20 protein-coding genes and 1 tRNA gene are annotated in these 14,470 nt (G+C 66.5%); 11 read left to right on the top strand and 10 right to left on the bottom strand.

Features of this window, described 5'->3' with window-relative positions:
• Nucleotides 1-16 precede the first annotated feature (16 nt).
• The 5 genes from ACM6LR_RS04450 to ACM6LR_RS04430 all read right to left on the bottom strand — a co-directional run bounded on the left by ACM6LR_RS04450 (nt 17) and on the right by ACM6LR_RS04430 (nt 2,591).
• On the bottom strand, nt 17-637 hold the full coding sequence (locus ACM6LR_RS04450) for a DUF3558 domain-containing protein (protein WP_414943204.1): 621 nt from the start codon (nt 635-637) through the stop codon (nt 17-19).
• Complete coding sequence (locus tag ACM6LR_RS04445; RefSeq protein ID WP_414943203.1) at nt 637-1,050, bottom strand: hypothetical protein; 414 nt, start codon at nt 1,048-1,050, stop codon at nt 637-639. Before ACM6LR_RS04445 ends, ACM6LR_RS04450 begins: the two co-directional genes overlap by 1 nt.
• A 148-nt stretch (nt 1,051-1,198) precedes the next feature.
• The gene (locus ACM6LR_RS04440; RefSeq protein ID WP_414943202.1) at nt 1,199-1,357 is read right to left on the bottom strand and encodes a hypothetical protein; all 159 of its coding nucleotides are present in this window, start codon (nt 1,355-1,357) and stop codon (nt 1,199-1,201) included.
• A 65-nt stretch (nt 1,358-1,422) separates the two neighbouring features.
• Entirely contained in the window at nt 1,423-2,073 is a 651-nt protein-coding gene (locus ACM6LR_RS04435; protein WP_414943201.1) for a GNAT family N-acetyltransferase, read from the bottom strand.
• Between the two features lie 445 nt (nt 2,074-2,518).
• Nucleotides 2,519-2,591: transfer RNA gene (locus tag ACM6LR_RS04430), tRNA-Lys, on the bottom strand.
• Nucleotides 2,592-2,917: 326 nt separating this feature from the next.
• Here ACM6LR_RS04430 and ACM6LR_RS04425 point away from each other — a divergent pair.
• The 8 genes from ACM6LR_RS04425 to ACM6LR_RS04390 are packed head-to-tail and all read left to right on the top strand — an operon-like array spanning nt 2,918 to nt 6,924.
• Nucleotides 2,918-3,394, top strand: a complete 477-nt coding sequence (locus tag ACM6LR_RS04425; RefSeq protein ID WP_414943200.1) for a YbaB/EbfC family nucleoid-associated protein — start codon at nt 2,918-2,920, stop codon at nt 3,392-3,394.
• Complete coding sequence (locus ACM6LR_RS04420) at nt 3,391-3,702, top strand: hypothetical protein (protein ID WP_414943199.1); 312 nt, start codon at nt 3,391-3,393, stop codon at nt 3,700-3,702. Before ACM6LR_RS04425 ends, ACM6LR_RS04420 begins: the two co-directional genes overlap by 4 nt.
• Entirely contained in the window at nt 3,699-4,082 is a 384-nt protein-coding gene (locus ACM6LR_RS04415) for a hypothetical protein (RefSeq protein WP_414943198.1), read from the top strand. The genes ACM6LR_RS04420 and ACM6LR_RS04415 overlap by 4 nt, the downstream gene beginning before the upstream one ends.
• Nucleotides 4,079-4,810: a hypothetical protein gene (locus tag ACM6LR_RS04410; RefSeq protein WP_414943197.1), complete on the top strand. Its 732-nt coding sequence runs from the start codon at nt 4,079-4,081 to the stop codon at nt 4,808-4,810. The genes ACM6LR_RS04415 and ACM6LR_RS04410 overlap by 4 nt, the downstream gene beginning before the upstream one ends.
• Nucleotides 4,807-5,412: a DUF3558 domain-containing protein gene (locus tag ACM6LR_RS04405; RefSeq protein WP_414943196.1), complete on the top strand. Its 606-nt coding sequence runs from the start codon at nt 4,807-4,809 to the stop codon at nt 5,410-5,412. Before ACM6LR_RS04410 ends, ACM6LR_RS04405 begins: the two co-directional genes overlap by 4 nt.
• A 47-nt stretch (nt 5,413-5,459) precedes the next feature.
• Complete coding sequence (locus ACM6LR_RS04400; protein ID WP_414943195.1) at nt 5,460-5,828, top strand: hypothetical protein; 369 nt, start codon at nt 5,460-5,462, stop codon at nt 5,826-5,828.
• Nucleotides 5,828-6,433 (top strand): DUF3558 domain-containing protein, encoded by a 606-nt coding sequence (locus ACM6LR_RS04395; protein WP_414943194.1) that lies wholly within the window; start codon nt 5,828-5,830, stop codon nt 6,431-6,433. The genes ACM6LR_RS04400 and ACM6LR_RS04395 overlap by 1 nt, the downstream gene beginning before the upstream one ends.
• The gene (locus tag ACM6LR_RS04390; protein WP_414943193.1) at nt 6,433-6,924 is read left to right on the top strand and encodes a hypothetical protein; all 492 of its coding nucleotides are present in this window, start codon (nt 6,433-6,435) and stop codon (nt 6,922-6,924) included. The genes ACM6LR_RS04395 and ACM6LR_RS04390 overlap by 1 nt, the downstream gene beginning before the upstream one ends.
• Before the next feature lie 699 nt (nt 6,925-7,623).
• On the opposite strand, the gene ACM6LR_RS04385 is transcribed toward ACM6LR_RS04390, so the two are convergent.
• The 3 genes from ACM6LR_RS04385 to ACM6LR_RS04375 form a co-directional block, all read right to left on the bottom strand.
• Entirely contained in the window at nt 7,624-8,358 is a 735-nt protein-coding gene (locus ACM6LR_RS04385) for a class I SAM-dependent methyltransferase (protein ID WP_414943192.1), read from the bottom strand.
• The gene (locus tag ACM6LR_RS04380; protein ID WP_414943191.1) at nt 8,355-9,917 is read right to left on the bottom strand and encodes an asparagine synthase-related protein; all 1,563 of its coding nucleotides are present in this window, start codon (nt 9,915-9,917) and stop codon (nt 8,355-8,357) included. Before ACM6LR_RS04380 ends, ACM6LR_RS04385 begins: the two co-directional genes overlap by 4 nt.
• 75 nt (nt 9,918-9,992) lie before the next feature.
• Nucleotides 9,993-10,118 carry a hypothetical protein gene (locus ACM6LR_RS04375; protein WP_414943190.1) on the bottom strand — a complete coding sequence of 42 codons (126 nt, stop codon included), beginning with the start codon at nt 10,116-10,118 and terminating at the stop codon, nt 9,993-9,995.
• Between the two features lie 288 nt (nt 10,119-10,406).
• Between ACM6LR_RS04375 and ACM6LR_RS04370 the strand changes: the two genes are divergently transcribed.
• Together ACM6LR_RS04370 and ACM6LR_RS04365 are read left to right on the top strand one after the other, a co-directional pair.
• Nucleotides 10,407-11,666, top strand: a complete 1,260-nt coding sequence (locus tag ACM6LR_RS04370) for a helix-turn-helix domain-containing protein (RefSeq protein ID WP_414943189.1) — start codon at nt 10,407-10,409, stop codon at nt 11,664-11,666.
• Nucleotides 11,667-11,680: 14 nt separating this feature from the next.
• On the top strand, nt 11,681-12,040 hold the full coding sequence (locus ACM6LR_RS04365) for a hypothetical protein (RefSeq protein ID WP_414943188.1): 360 nt from the start codon (nt 11,681-11,683) through the stop codon (nt 12,038-12,040).
• 259 nt (nt 12,041-12,299) lie between these two features.
• Here the strand turns inward: ACM6LR_RS04365 and ACM6LR_RS04360 are convergent, their stop codons facing one another.
• The gene (locus ACM6LR_RS04360; protein WP_414943187.1) at nt 12,300-12,539 is read right to left on the bottom strand and encodes a hypothetical protein; all 240 of its coding nucleotides are present in this window, start codon (nt 12,537-12,539) and stop codon (nt 12,300-12,302) included.
• 117 nt (nt 12,540-12,656) lie between these two features.
• Nucleotides 12,657-13,010 (bottom strand): hypothetical protein, encoded by a 354-nt coding sequence (locus tag ACM6LR_RS04355; RefSeq protein WP_414943186.1) that lies wholly within the window; start codon nt 13,008-13,010, stop codon nt 12,657-12,659.
• Nucleotides 13,011-13,411: 401 nt separating this feature from the next.
• Between ACM6LR_RS04355 and ACM6LR_RS04350 the strand changes: the two genes are divergently transcribed.
• Entirely contained in the window at nt 13,412-14,428 is a 1,017-nt protein-coding gene (locus ACM6LR_RS04350) for an NYN domain-containing protein (RefSeq protein ID WP_414943185.1), read from the top strand.
• Nucleotides 14,429-14,470 lie beyond the last annotated feature (42 nt).

Here is a 14,470-nt window from a genome sequence, read left to right as displayed (position 1 = left end):
GGGGCCTCGGCCTCCGCTACTTCGCCGCCCGAAGCGTAGCCAGCACACTGACCGCCGCTTGGCGCGCAGCGTCACACGGGTCCTTCTTGCCGATGTTGTGCTCTGACTGCTCCGCCGCGACGGTCACTGTCTGGTCATCGCTCGTGCCCAGAGCGACCGCGCATCCGCCCTCGACGCGCTTGGCAAGCACCTCGTACGCGGTCACGGGGTAGCCCTCGATCGGTTCGAGCGGTTCGACGATCTTGTAGGCACCGCCTTTGGCGGCGTAGACGGCAGCCGTCCCACCGTCCGGCCCGTTACCGATGACGACGTTGACAGAAGGACGCGACGTGGACGGGGTGACCCACACACACGCAGGTCCCGCAGACTCGTTCCGGGGTGTGGCTTCGACTTTGGGCCCGATGAGGTCTTGGGCTTGAGTGCTGGTCAGAGCGTCGCAGGGCGCCGCCCGGAACCGGGCCAGGTCGATCGGCTCGCTAACCTTGGGAACATCAGGTCCGGGTACCTGGCCGGCGGAACTCGACGGTACCGAGCTGGTCCCGCCGACAGACGGTGTCGGGTTTCCATCGTTCGGGGTGGAGCAGGCCGTCAGGACCAGCGCCGCCGCGCCGAGGACTAGGATCGTGCGTTGCGTCACTAGATGCCCTTCGACTGCTGGTTGATGTCTTCGGTGGCCCGCTCTTCGGCGGTGGCGTACTTGCCGAGCGCGGCCACGTACTTGTCCGCCATCTTCTCGCAGTAGGCGACGCGTTGATTCAAAGCCACGATGAGCGCTTCGCCGGACGATTGGACGAGCTGGGCGTTGTCCCCGCTCGCGTATTCGGCGCCCGGCGGCTGTGCCTTGGCGATGTGCCTCGCGTCCACGATGTCATTCCGGTATTCCTGGGCGAGAGCCCGCCACTCCTTGACGAGTTCGTGCAGGGTGACCTCGTCGTACGTGAACCCCGCGCCCTCCGGAACAGGCTCACCGTACGTACCGCCGGTCGGACGGAAGTAACCGGACACGCCCAGGTCAAGCCCCGGTTCGTAGGCGGGAGATCCCTCAGGCATGGATCACCGCTCGCACCTCGCACCGCACCCCAGCGACCGGACGATGCCGCCCTGAAACCCCCATCATCACGGAACCCTCCCCTAATGTTCACGTCGATCGACCCTCGACGGCCGAGCATAGGGCATCATTCCGCGACTAGGGGGCTACTCAGCGAAGCCGACGACCGCCGTCGTCGTGCGGGTCGGCGACCGGGGTCACGAGCGGTTCGGCCTGGCGACGGACGCCGAACGCGGCGGCCGCGTCCGAACGCGGCCGTGTAGATCGGGCCCACTTGGTGGTCCTTGATGTCGTGTCCTGTGTCGTCATTCGGTCGTCATGGCGGTGTTTCGCGTCAGTGTCCGGACGCCAGGAGCTGCTATACCGCCTGCCAGTTACGCAGGAGCGATCCCAAACAAGGGTCGGCAAAGGCTGAGGCCGTCGATGGTGACCGGAATGCTGCGGCAACGCTCCCAATCAGCCCGCAGAAGGCGGAGCCGACGCACAGTACGTGCGCCACCGCGCACGGCGTGACGCTGGAGGCCGTCGGGCCGGTAGCCGAGCTTGCGGGAGATGCCCTGCGAGGCAAGATTGTCCTCGAACGCGCCCGATATGGCCGACTCTGCGCCCAGTCCCGCAAAGGCCAAATGCAGTACTGCAGCCCGCATCTCGGTGCCAATTCCCTGCCCTTGGTGACGCTTTCCGAGCCACGAACCGGTGCCCACCTCGCGAAGAATCGCAAGATCACGTGCGCCGAGGGTCTGTTGCCAAACGACGACACCAGAGTGAAGGACCGTGAGGTTGAGCGACCAGTCGTCCGGGGTCCAGTTGCCCAGCCGCGACCAGTGATGCTGGATCACACCTCGAGCGACCTCGGCCGACGGCCGGTCGGTCCACGGCACAAGAAACGGCATCGCGCTCGGAGGATGAATGCCATCTGCCGCGAGAGCCGCAAGGGCACCAAGCTCCTCGGCCGAAGGCAAGCGAAGTTCCAGCCGCGGCGTCATCAGGCGCAGCCCAACCAGCGGAAAGTCGTCGACAAGCATGCCTTCATCCTGGCCACAGCGCGACTGCCAGTCACGCCGTTTCGCGAATGCTCCATACGGTGACGCCATGAGCTCCCGGCCACGCACTACACCTGAACCGGCCAGCGCGGCCTGCCTTCGCAGCCGCACCTGGCCGAAACTAGCGCTTGGCCACCAAGAAACGTTGTCGCACTGAAGAGCGCGGTCTGCGTCGTCCGGCGATTCTCCGACCACGCCGAGGTGCTGAAGGTCGACTTGATCGATGAGGTCGAACAGTCCGCAGACACTTACCCGCCTGGGAGATACTCCGCCACCTGCCCCAACTGCAGCACCCGCATGGCAGCCGAACAGGTTGCGGAATGGACTGGGATGCCATGGGCGGGGCTCGGTGCCGGAACTGGCCTCGTACGAACCCTCATGCCAGGAGCGTCGGCTAGGAGCATAACTCGTCTGACCTGCATAACAGTGGGCCGCCCGGGGCTCGAACCCGGAACCTATGGATTAAAAGTCCACAGCTCTACCAATTGAGCTAACGGCCCGTGACCATGAGCATAGCGAGAGCCCGTGGGTCCTGAGCATCCCGGGTCGCCCGCCGCCGCGGAACGAATGTGATCGCCTACCTCGACCACGCGCGTGCATCGTGGCAGACAGACGAGCCGGAAGGCCTAGCTGGAAGTTCACCTGGCGCCTGGGACATCGAGCTATCTGTTCCCGGCGGAGTGACGGGAACAACGAGACACAGGTCGGCGGGCTCGACTACGCTGACCGCTCGACCGATCACGCTCGTGAGTTGATCGCGGGCGATGCGGTCGGGCCGTGGGGGCGGCTGATGGGAGATGTCGGACGACGGGGAGGGCGAACCGACGTGTCATTGAACGCGGCCAAGCTGCGGCAGCAGGCTGGTGAGCTTGATGCTGAGCTGGAGCAGGCTCGGTTTACCGGGCGGTCGGCTGATGGTATTGCGTCGGCGGTGGTGACTGGTCAGGGCAAGCTGGTGGATCTGATGATCGCGGATCATGTGATCCGGAGTACGCATCCGCAGCGGTTGGGTCCGGCGGTGATCGAGGCGGTGTCCGCGGCTCGGCGTGAGGCCGCGCAGGCCGGTGTCGTCAAGGTGCGTGCGGTGGTGGACAAGGACCAGGAGTGGGTGCCCGAACCCGCTCGCGGATCGGCACCTGGCCGGCAGGAGGACTCTGTTCCGCCGCCTGCTCCTCGAGCCGGGGTGACGGCCGAGCCTCGTGCCGTTCGCCGAGATACCGAAGAGGTCGAGGAAGAGAGTTTCGATCAGCTCGATTTCTTGGACGACGACGGTCTCGAGGACGAGGGGCGGGATCGCTGGTGAGCTACGAGACTGAGCTGTATCACCTGGCGCGGGAGATTGACGCGACGGTGGCGGCGGTCGAGCAGGCCGCGACGAGTGCGGCGCGGGATCGTGTCACGTGGACGTTGCCGGGGGAGCTGGGGTCGGTGACGGTGACGGGTGCGGGTGAGCTGGTCGATGTGTCGGTGGATGTGGCCGCGATGAAGGCCTACAGCGCGGCGAGTCTGTCGCGGCAGCTGCTGCTGGGTATCCAGCGGGCCGAGGAGACCGCGGCCCAGCGGTATGACGCGGCGATCGCTGCCGTCCGGGATGAGGAGCGGCTGGTATGAGCTTCCCGGATCCGTTCGACCCCGGTCCCGGTCAGGGTTATCACGTCTACCCGGAGAAGCTACGCGACGCGGCTGACACGATCGCGGAGGCAGCGGACCTGTTGCAGAACTTCGCGATCGTGGATCTGGCGAACGTCGCGCTCGGCCCCTATGACCTTGGTTTGCCGGGGACGGCGACGAACCTGATGCCCGGGCTTGACGGCCTGGGGACGGTGGACCGGTACAACGCGGCCATCGGCGCGATTCAGCGGATCACGGCCGAGAACTCGACCCAGCTCGCGGTGCTGAGCGCGGTGTTGGGCAAGGCCGCGAACCATTATGAGCAGCTGGATCAGGAAGCGTATGAGCGGATGAAGAAGCTGGAGGGTGAGATCAAGTGACCACCCCCGATCCCGGGCAGGCCGCCGCGGAACTCACCACGATGACCTATCCGGAGGCCGCAGACGCGAAGATCCGGGAGTACGCGGACCTGATCGGCGCGAACGGGATCATCGGGCTGCTCGACAAGCTCCGCGTGTTCGTCGCCGGTGACCTGCAGAAAACGCTGGATCTCGCGGACGTGTTCGCCAGGCAGAGTAAGCTGAAGGAAGCGGCCGAGAAGGTCAATGATGCCAAGCTGTCGCTCAATGCCGCGTGGCATGGCGATGCGTTCGACCAGTACTCGATGTATTCCGGGATGGTCGTGGACAGCCTGAACAAGGGGCAGGCTTCCGTCACGAGCCTGACCAAAACGGTGAGCGCGGTCGCGATTACGGTGATTGACACGTACAAGAACCTGTTGCTCGCGCTCGGGAACTGTGCGGCCAACCTCGCGCAGCTGAGCGGGAAGTTCGCAATCGTTCTCGGGTCCGTGGTCGTCCCGCCGTTGGCGGTGTTGTCGGCTAAGGACTTCGTGGACGCGATCAACTCTGCCTTCGAGAAGTTCTGGCGTGACTGCAACACACTCATAGCCGGAATGATCACCGACATCGGGGCGCTGGTCGGGAGCGGTCTCGAGCTGACGGCCATCGAAACCACCTTCCCCAAGATCCCGGCTGTCGGCACGAGTGCCGAGGTGGTCGGGGAACCCCGCCGCTGGCGGATCAAACCGGGAGCCGATCCTTCGTGAAGCCACCTTTGTCCCGAAGGCTCGCCCCGCTGATCGCCGGCGGGCTGGTGGTGCTGGCCGGCTGCGGCACGAGTCCGCCGCCTCCGCCGCCGGAACCGTCGGTGTCGGTCCCGCCCATCCCCGCACAGCTGAACGGCGCCAAGTTCAAGGCCGATCCGTGCACCGCGATCACCGTGGAACAGCTGCAGAGCATCGGCTTCGCCGACAACGGCACCAAGCAACGCGGCAGGGACGGGGAATGCTTCGTCGCGTTCGGCCGGTTGGTCGAGGTGACCGCATCGTGGCATCCGGTGCTGGAGGACAGCAACAACATCAGCACGCTGTACCGCGATCACGCTCGGGGCCGCCACAACCCGAAAAACTGGGAAGAAGTCACGATCAACGGCTACCCCGGGGTGATCACGGAGATCGAGGAGAACATCCCGAGCAAGAAGGACGAGGGACCTCTGGCGTGCAGGCTGGCTCTCGGCGTCGATGACACCACACTGGTGTACGTCGGCGCCAACACACGCGGCCGTGCGGAAGCCGGTCCCTGGCGGAACGATCCCTGCGGCGCGGCCAAGAAGATCTCCGAGTTCGTCATCGACAACCTGCGCGGCTAGGAGAGGACGGCAGGTCTGAAGAACACACCGTCGGCGACGACTTCTCCTTGGCGGGACTGAACTTCTTCGTCGCCGACGATCTCAACAGGGCCGGTTCCGCGGGCGGCTTCACCCTGAGCCGCGAGGACATGACCGCGGAGCTGGAGAACCTGAGGCGCCTTCATAACCGGATCGAGATCCAGCGAAGGCGCGCCGCTCCTCTGTGGTCGATCGTGTCGCCAGGGAGCGATCCGGCCTCCGTGCGTAACACCACCGCCAGCAACGCCTCTGGAGAATCTTACGATGATCTCCTTACCCGGCAGAGCCGGTTCGTGGCGACCATCATCGGCAAGATCGAGGCTGCACTGGGGATGACACAGCAGCACGACGAGCAGGCGGCCGCGGAGATCGGCAACGTCGGCGGAGGACACTTCTGATGCGGTACATGCCCTTGACGGTGCTGGCGACGGCCTCGGTCCTGCTGCTGGCCGGATGCACCGAGAAGCCGGAGACACCCCCGGCCACCAGCTCGGGACCATCATCGACAGCGGCTCTGCCATACGTGGACGCGCCGAGGGTCGGCAACCCCATACCAGCCTCGGTGATCCAGCGTGATCCGTGCGAGGTCCTGACCCCGACGCAGATTTCGTCGCTGTTCCAACGCCAGCCGGAGGTCCAGCCGGCCCAGGACACCGGGATCGCGCAGGACTGCCGCTGGGCCGACATCAGCCGCGGTTCGAGTATCGGCATTCAGATGCTGTACGCGGCGCGGCACGGCCTGAGCCAGTTCTACGCGAACAAGCAGAGATACAAGTTGTGGGAGCCGCTGGAGCCGGTGCAGGGCTACCCGGTCGTGCCCTACGGGGGAAACGACACGCGGCAGACACTGGGCGACTGCGGGGTGCTGGTCGGGGTCGCGGACAACGCAGTCTTCGAGGTCGATGTGAACGTCGTCGACTCGAAGGTGGGGACGGTTGATCCCTGTACGGATGCCCGGATGGTGGCGGATCTGGCCGTGACGACGTTGAAGAGCGGTGCCTGATGAGTTTCGCGCCGACCGAGGCCATGATGGCCTATCTGCAGAAGCTGCAGGCCGAAGGCAAGCTGATCGTACCCACCGACCTTGTCCGCATGGTCAAGACCGGGCCCGGCACGGCCAGCCTCGGGGAGGCCCGGCGCGCGGGGGCACTGCAGGCCCAGGAACAGCAAGGTATCGAGGCGGACACACTGGCGGCGGTCGCGCGGCTGGAGAACGCCTGGACGGGACAAGGCGGCGACGCGGCCCGGGACGGGTTGCGCCCGCTCGCGCAGGCCGCGATCCAACTCAACGAGCGCAACGCCGCAATCCAGCGGAACAACGAGATCTACAACAGCTTCACCCGCACCAGCGATGGTCACGCGCAGGCGAAGCCGGTCGAGTTCGGCCAGATCACCGGCGAGTCCGACGGGCCTTCTCCGTCGGCCAGACCACGGGCACTGGTGGCGCCGTGGAGGAGCGGGAGATCGCGGGACCTGCCGTGCGTCGGACGGTGAACCGGTCGGCGTCACCGGCCGCCCCGTGCAGTCCGATCATCATCCGGACGCTGGGCGTGGGCCCGATGGAGAGGCGTTGCCGGAACAGGCTGCGGGCGGTCTGCGGCCAGACAGCGTCGCTGTGTCGCCGGGCAGGGAGGGGACCGTGGCCACTGGGTTCGTGCGCCCGGCTCCACCGAGCATTGAGGTTCCGGACCTATCGGGACCAGGCGGGGCAAACCTTCCAGCCACAGGCGGCGCGGACACGCTGAACGACGTGCCGTGAGCCCATGCTCATGGCAGACGACACTAAATTCGACCCCGTCGAATACGATATCTGTTTGTAATCGGAGCTGAGTATCCACAGGTCGGATGGCATCCCCACTGGCAGTGGATCCCTGCCAGAGAGGATGAGCGGACAGTCTTCGTTGTGGATGTGGAAGGGGCCGTGGTTCCGGACTGAGCCCTCGGAAGTTCGCGGCATCGTCCTCGCCGATCTCTGCGGCGTTGATAGGCATGACCGACGATGCACGTCCTGGCGCCGCGCTGGCTACCGGGTCGAGGACCGCATCTACCCGTCGCTCGTCCGCGAACTGGCCAAGGCGATCGGTCTCAGGGTCGCTGACCGGGCCCCAAGTACGCCAAGCCGGATCCGCGGGGCTCGACGCGCTCATCGACGCACTCGAAGAAGCGAACCCCGCCTCTGCTCGACGTCACCCGCTAAACCGGGTTGTACCTGGCGACGAAGTGCGCGGTAGAGCCGATCAGTGGCCCGGTGTGGTTCTGCGGGTCGGTGAACAGCGCCAGGGGCGTGAACCCGGCGAGGCCGGCGTAGAGCTCTAGTTCGCGAGGGAACAGGACGCGGCGTTCGATGAGGTCGCGTTCGGTGGTGCCGTTGTCGAGTCGCCACGTGCGGCGGACCGTGGCGATCTGCGTGCGGGGGTCCCAGCTGTGCTCGGTGGTGACTTCGGCGTGGAGTCCTGCCGCGTCGATCCGACCGGAGGTGGGCGTGGTGGTGGCAGTAGGGGCGATCTGGGTGACGATGATCAGCAGTGTTCTGGGGTGCGCGTGGATGGCGAACGTGGTGAACGCGGCCTGGATGTCGTTGTTGCGGCGCAGGTAGGCCAGGGTGTTGCCGAGGCACGTGATCGTGTCGAAGGTGCCGTCCAATCGGACGGTGCGCAGGTCTCCGACGCGGAGGTCGAGGGCGGGATACCGTTGTCGTGCGTGTTCGATGAGCGCGGGCTGGAGGTCGACGCCTACGCAGTCGTGGGTGGCAGCGAGCCGGGCGAGGTCGCGAGCGGTGCCGCAGCCGAGGTCGAGGACGCTGCCCGGGGGTGTGGTGCCGAACTGGTCGATAAGGCGCTGGCAGGTCGCGGCCGCGGTGCTGTCGCGGGTGAGTGCCTCGTAGAGGTCGGGACGTCGGTAGGCGATGTTGTTGGCGGCGAGATTCATGCGGCCGGGGTGGTTGTCGGGGCCAGCAGTGACCGAAGGCCGACTTCGAGGACAAGGGTGTCGCACAGCACGGACGGCACGGTAGCGCTCTGGTGGGCGCGTTGCACGGTTCGCCGGAGCGCGTCGGGGTCGACGAAGCCTTGATCGGCGAGGATCATGCCGTCGGCCAGCAGGCGCTCGGCCAGCCGCAGTCCGTTGTGCCGCAGGCCGTGTTGCATCAGGTCCCGGAAGTGCTCGGTTCGCTGCGGGTGGGTGACCAGAGGCGGCAGGCTGGCTAGGGCGAGGAAGTCGCGGTAAAGCTTTTTGTGTCGGCGGAGTTCGAGCGGGAGCTGTTCGGCGAACCGGCCCAGGGGCGGGTGGGTGAACGGGGCGACAGGCCAGATTCCTGACCTCAGGTAGGCGGGGTGGTGGATGGCGAACCCCATCAAGGTCGGCGTCGGCAACACGGCGGAGGGCGCCAGGTTGTCGTCGATCTCGACGACAGCATCGCGGGCGCGTGGCCCAAGCCATGACACTTCTGTCAGGGGCTGGGGTGGAGGTGGGGGGAGTTCGTCGATGCGGGGTGCCATGATCTCGTCGCCGCCGTTGCCGGTCAGCATGATCCCTACGCCGCTGCGGGCAGCCCTTTCGGCGAGGGCTTCGAACGCCTCGCGGTAGAACTCGCCGCGGGGATCATGCGCCGCCCCGCTGGCGCGTATGCCGCTCTCGCAGAACGGGGCATGGTCGTGTGCACGCAGAATGTCGTCGACCGCGCCGACCTTCCTGGCGATCGTCAGACGGCGGCGGTGCTGCTCCTCGCCGAGGGCGCCGTTGACGATGAGGCCAAAGGTTCGCAGCGGAGTCGAGGCAGTCGTGCGTGCGGCGACCGCAATGGTCGCGGAATCGAGCCCGCCCGACAGTTCCAGCCCCATCATGATGTTGCTTTCATGCCAAGGGCGCAGTGCGTCGGTGAGCAGATGGGCAAGCACGGCTGTGGGTTCTACGCCGGGGCGTAGAACCCGTGATTGCATGACGTGCTCGGCCGGGGCCGGGTACGCGGTGCGCAGGCCGGATTCGTTGAACGTCGCGGTCGCGCGTTCGGTCAGCATCGTCACGTCGGTGAAGAGGGTGTCGCTGGTGTAGCGGTGCCGTCTGGTCAGGGCGCGTGCCACGGCGCGATCGAGAAGGCCGGACCGCCCCGTGAGGTGGCGGAGCGCGGGGAGACCCCAGGCGCCGTGCAAGGCGCCTCCGTCGGCGGCGAGGTAGAGCGGGACGGTGCCACCGGCGCCCGAGGTGAGGGTGATCTGTCCTGGTTGTATACGGAGCAGCAGCGCGTCTCCTCGTTCGGCGCCTGCCACGCTGTCATCGCGGCGGTTGTGGTGCGTCGTCTCCGGCAAAGTCAGCGGGCTTGCTGCGTCACGGACCAGGACCGTAGTGACCCCCGGACGCTGGTCGATGTCGTGACGCAGCGCGGGATGAACAACCGGTCGTATCCAGCTGTCGCCGCGGCACCATCGATCGGTGTCCCAGTGCCACGTCGCATCGGTGCGGGTGCTCAGCGCCAGACGAAACGAGAGCATGGTGGATCTGGTCCCTTTCTGCGGTGCGGCTCGGGCAGCACACGCTGCCCGAGCCGCAGTGCAAAGGCTGGTCGATTAGCTGGCGCAGTGGTCGCCCTTGTCGTTGCCGTCAGCGTCGCCGGGCATCTTCGGGGAGTAGAGCCCCTCCACCGAGTGCACACCGAGCACCAGTTCTCCGGTGAACATCGCGTCCACATCCATCTCGACGTCTCCTTGTCCGTTCGCTTGCACATAGCGCCCGCGGCGGCATTCCATGTCCGGACGAGCGCTCGGGCTGTTGCGAGCTCAGTCAACGTTCCGCCGACTCGTGACGGCCAGAGCGCGCACTACGCATTAACTACGCACGAAGTAGGCGTTGGCGTCTCTGACCTGCACGAATGCCTCTTTGTGTGGTGGTGGTCCGAACGGGTACAGCTCGGTGCGTGCTGATCAGTCCCGGCGGGTTTCTGGCTATCGTGACCGGTGACCAACGGGGCAGGGTGGTGTTTCATGGGCGACCGGCGGACCGCTTTCGTCGCACGGCGGGAGGCGATGGGCTACACCCAGGAGACTTTCGCTGCCGAGCTGAAGGTGGAGTTCTCCACCGTCGGCCGGTGGGAACGTGGTGAGGCGACCCCGCAGCCGTTCCGTAGGCCCCGGATCGCGAAGGCGCTCGGCGTCACCTTGCAGGAACTAGGTACGTTGCTAGGGCAGGCACCGGCTCCGGCGCGGTGCCCGGCGACCGTGGCCGTAGTTCCACCCGATCTTGCGGAGGCCGACGACATGAACCGTCGCGACCTGCTGCGCCTGTTCAGCGCGACAGGGGCGTTGCTGGCGTTGCCGCCGGCAACCGGGGATGTCGCCCGGGCCGCCGCCGCGGGGGCAGAGGAATTCGCCGTGTTCGCCAGCCATCTGTGGCGGGTGTACGGGCTGGCGTCGAACAAGAGCCAAGTGCTGCCGCTCGTGCGAACCCAGCTCGATGTGCTCACCGACGCGCTGCGCCAGTCGCAAACACCGGCGACACGGCAACGGCTCTGCCGGCTGACCGCGGATCTGTTCCAGCTGGCAGGCGAGATCTACTTCGACGGCGACCGCTATACCAACGCGGCTCACTGCTACGCCCTGGCCGCGGACGCGAGCAAGGAAGCCGGAGCGCCGGACTTGTGGGCCTGTGCGCTGACCCGGCATGCGTTCATCGCCGTCTACGAACGCCACTTCATAGACGCCCGTCCGCTGCTCGATCTGGCTGCCAATCTGGCGTCCCGGGGTGACACCGGCTTGTCGACCCGGCACTGGGTCGCCGCAGTCCAAGCGGAAACCTTCGCGGGCCTCGGTGACCTCGACGCCTGCCAGCACGCACTCGACACCGCGGCAGAAGTCCAGCACTTGACCGGGCGCGTGCACAACGGCGGCTGGCTCCGCTTCGACGGCTCCCGCCTGGCCGAGGAGCGCGGCACCTGTTACGTCACTCTCGGCCGCCTCGAGCTGGCCGAAGCGGCCCTTGCTGATGCTCTCAACGGCGCGCTCACCGCCCGGCGGAAGGCCGGTGTCCTGACCGACCTGGCCATGATCGGTGTCCACCGCGCCGATCCCGACCAGGTCATCACCTACGCCGACGCCGTCCTGGCCACCGCTCGCCAGACCGGATCCGGGGTGGTCGCTCGCAAACTACGCGGCCTCCAGCCGTACCTGGCTCCCTTGCTCGCCGACCAGAACATTCAGCGGCTCGACGCCGAGATCGCCGGCCTCGTCAGCGGCCACGCCGCATAGTGGAGGAGGACAGCATGTCCAACGACCGTGGCCGTGTGTTCCGCGAAGCATGGATCGCCGGAGTCATCAAGCACTACCCCGGTGAACCGAAACCCGGCTACATCACGCCCTGGGACGAGACACCGGACTGGGAACGCGATGCCGCCACCGCGGTGTACGACCAAGTACTGGCCTTCATCACCGCCACGAACGGCGCCACGGCAAAGCTCACCTCAGACCAGAAGGGCCGCTTCGTCGCCCTGTGCTGGATCGGTCAGATCTTCAAACACTTCCCCGACCCGAAACCGTCCTACGTCGCGGACTGGGACGACCTGCCCGAGTGGCAGAAGGCCACCGACATCGACATCTTCGAACGCATCGAACGGGACGTGTAAACCTTAGCCATATCGAGTCCACAACCACAGGCAGGAGCTCGTCGCTGATCTTCCGGCAGACAGCTTCGACGGCCGCGCCCTCATCGTCGACGACCTAAGCGCCGAAGCCGCTGGAGTAGCCGAGCTACGTAGCGCCCTGGACGCCTACGACGACCCGCGCCCGGACGGACCGCTGCTCGACCTAACCACAATCACCGGCCGCCTCGACCTCGCCTCGGCGAAGGTGCTGGCTCTTCACCACGACGAGGCCGCCGAGCCGCTACCCACGTTGCTGCACCACCTGTATGCCCTGGCCGACCAGCCCAACTGCGCCGGTGAACTCGCGCGTGCCGCGCTCCACGACGCGTTCCGCCTCGCCGCCACGGTCGCAGGCCGCTTCAGGCAAGGCGACCTCGCCGCGCTCGCCTCCGAACGCCATGTCGCCCTCGCGAAGCAGACCGGCGACCCGCTGCGCGTCGCGATCAGCGACTACCACCGAAGTACCCGCCACCTCCAGCATGGTGACTACCGCGCCGGTCTTCGGATCGCTATGCCGGCGGGCTCGCCCGCTGGGATGTCGTCGTGGCTCCCGCGAACGCGACATGGCCGGACGGGACTCTCGCGCAGCGACGGGCAGCTACCTCCGCTTCCGACTGATCGGCCACCAGCGCACCGTCCCATCAAGCAGGTCGGCGGTGCGTTCTTCGGCGTCCTCCGGGAAGGGCTCCCAGCGGGAGATTTCGCCCTCGTGGACGCGGAATCCTTGCTGGTAGGTGCCGAACAGGAACGCGCCCGCCGCGCCGTGCGGGCGCTCGTGCACCCAGCCCGGCAGCGCGGCGATGGGCAGGGTCTGCTCGATCCAGCGGCGGGCCTGGTCCTCGGTGTCGAAATCCTGCTCTGCGACGCAATCGACGTTGTCGTCATCGCCGATTCCGACCAGGATCGCGGCACTGAATCCGGTGTGAACGTCCTCGTGCGTGGTCATCACCATCGTGAACTCCCCATTCACTCCCCGGCAGGTGGACCGTCCATGATCGCACTCGCGCTGCCGCGTCGCCACCCGCGCAGACGACCGGCGCTCGGATAGCCGCAGTTCAGCCCTCCTTCTGGCCTGTGGCCGGGGGAGTCTGTGGCCGTGAGCGCGGTCTTGTTGCCCGGCTTGTTCTCCATGCTCTGACCGCAGAAACGTGGTTCGCAGTAGGACCTCCATGGCGCCCCTCGAGCGAGTGACGTCCGTCGCCGAGGCGGCGACCACCTGCCGAACCGCGGCCGGGGCCGGTAACTGCCGTCAGGTAACAGGCTTGCAACTCCGTTCTCTCGGCACGCATGTGAGCGTTCGGCGCTGCGCCGGGAGCACTAACGTTCCCATGACACTGGTGGAGGAGTGGTGGGGTGCGATCACATTGCGCGGTCTACGTCGACGTCGGCTATCTGCTTGCCGCTGCCGCAACGCGGGCGACGGGCACGTCCCTCCGCTCCAGTGTCATTGTGGACTACCAGTCGCTGATCGAGATTCTCGCCGCCCGGGCTTCTGCGGAGTCCGGGCTTCCCCTGCTCCGCATCTACTGGTACGACTCTGCCGCCAATGGTGTGCCGAACACAACGCAGGAGAGCATCGGCTTGCTGCGCCGGGTGAAGCTCCGTCTTGGACGTTTAGGGGTCGGCGGCGAGCAGAAGGGCGTAGATCTTCGAATCGGGCTTGATCTCGCGACACACGCCCGCAATGCCGCTGTCGACTCCATGTATCTGGTGTCGGGTGATGACGACCTCACCGAGGCTGTTGACGAGGCACAAGCGCACGGGGTGCAGGTGACGATACTTGCTGTTCCCACCCGAGAAGGCCGTCCACATGGTGTAAGTCGCCATCTGCAGGGTGCGGCGGACGGATTGGACCTGCTTGACGGCGATGCGCTAGACGCCGCAGTGCGCGCTCGCGCGGTCGTCAGCAGCCCTCAGAAGATAGTGGGGCGCAAGAGTGCGGTGACTGTCCCATCCCCATCGGTTCTGGCGAGTGGAAGTCGCGTGCCGGGGCCGACGGACACACCCCTGCCTCTCGCGTCGAGCATAAAAGCTTCCGTGCCTCCGTCGTCCGTGGTCTATACGAGCACCACCGGCTCCGAGCCCGTCGTTGCGCCGCAGTACAGCGCCGTGAGTGATCATGATCCGGCCATAGATCGAGTCGTCGGCAAGATTCTGAGCACCTGGCTCGATGCCGCGCCCGCCAGCCGGCGGACAGAACTGTCTCTCAGCCGGCCATCGATCCCGAGCGAGGTCGATCGTGCCCTGCTCACCGATCTTTCCGACGACCTCGGCGTCTACGACCTGAGCCCGGAGATCCGATATCGACTCCGGGAACGCTTCTGGCAAAAGGTCGACGAGTCGAATACGCTCACCCGCGATACGCCCTGACATCTGCGAACCTCGCGCCTGAACTTGCCAAACCTGGCCGAC

The organism is Amycolatopsis sp. cmx-11-32 (genome assembly GCF_047608695.1).
Lineage (GTDB): Bacteria > Actinomycetota > Actinomycetes > Mycobacteriales > Pseudonocardiaceae > Amycolatopsis.
This window is presented reverse-complemented; position numbering and strand designations above follow the sequence as displayed.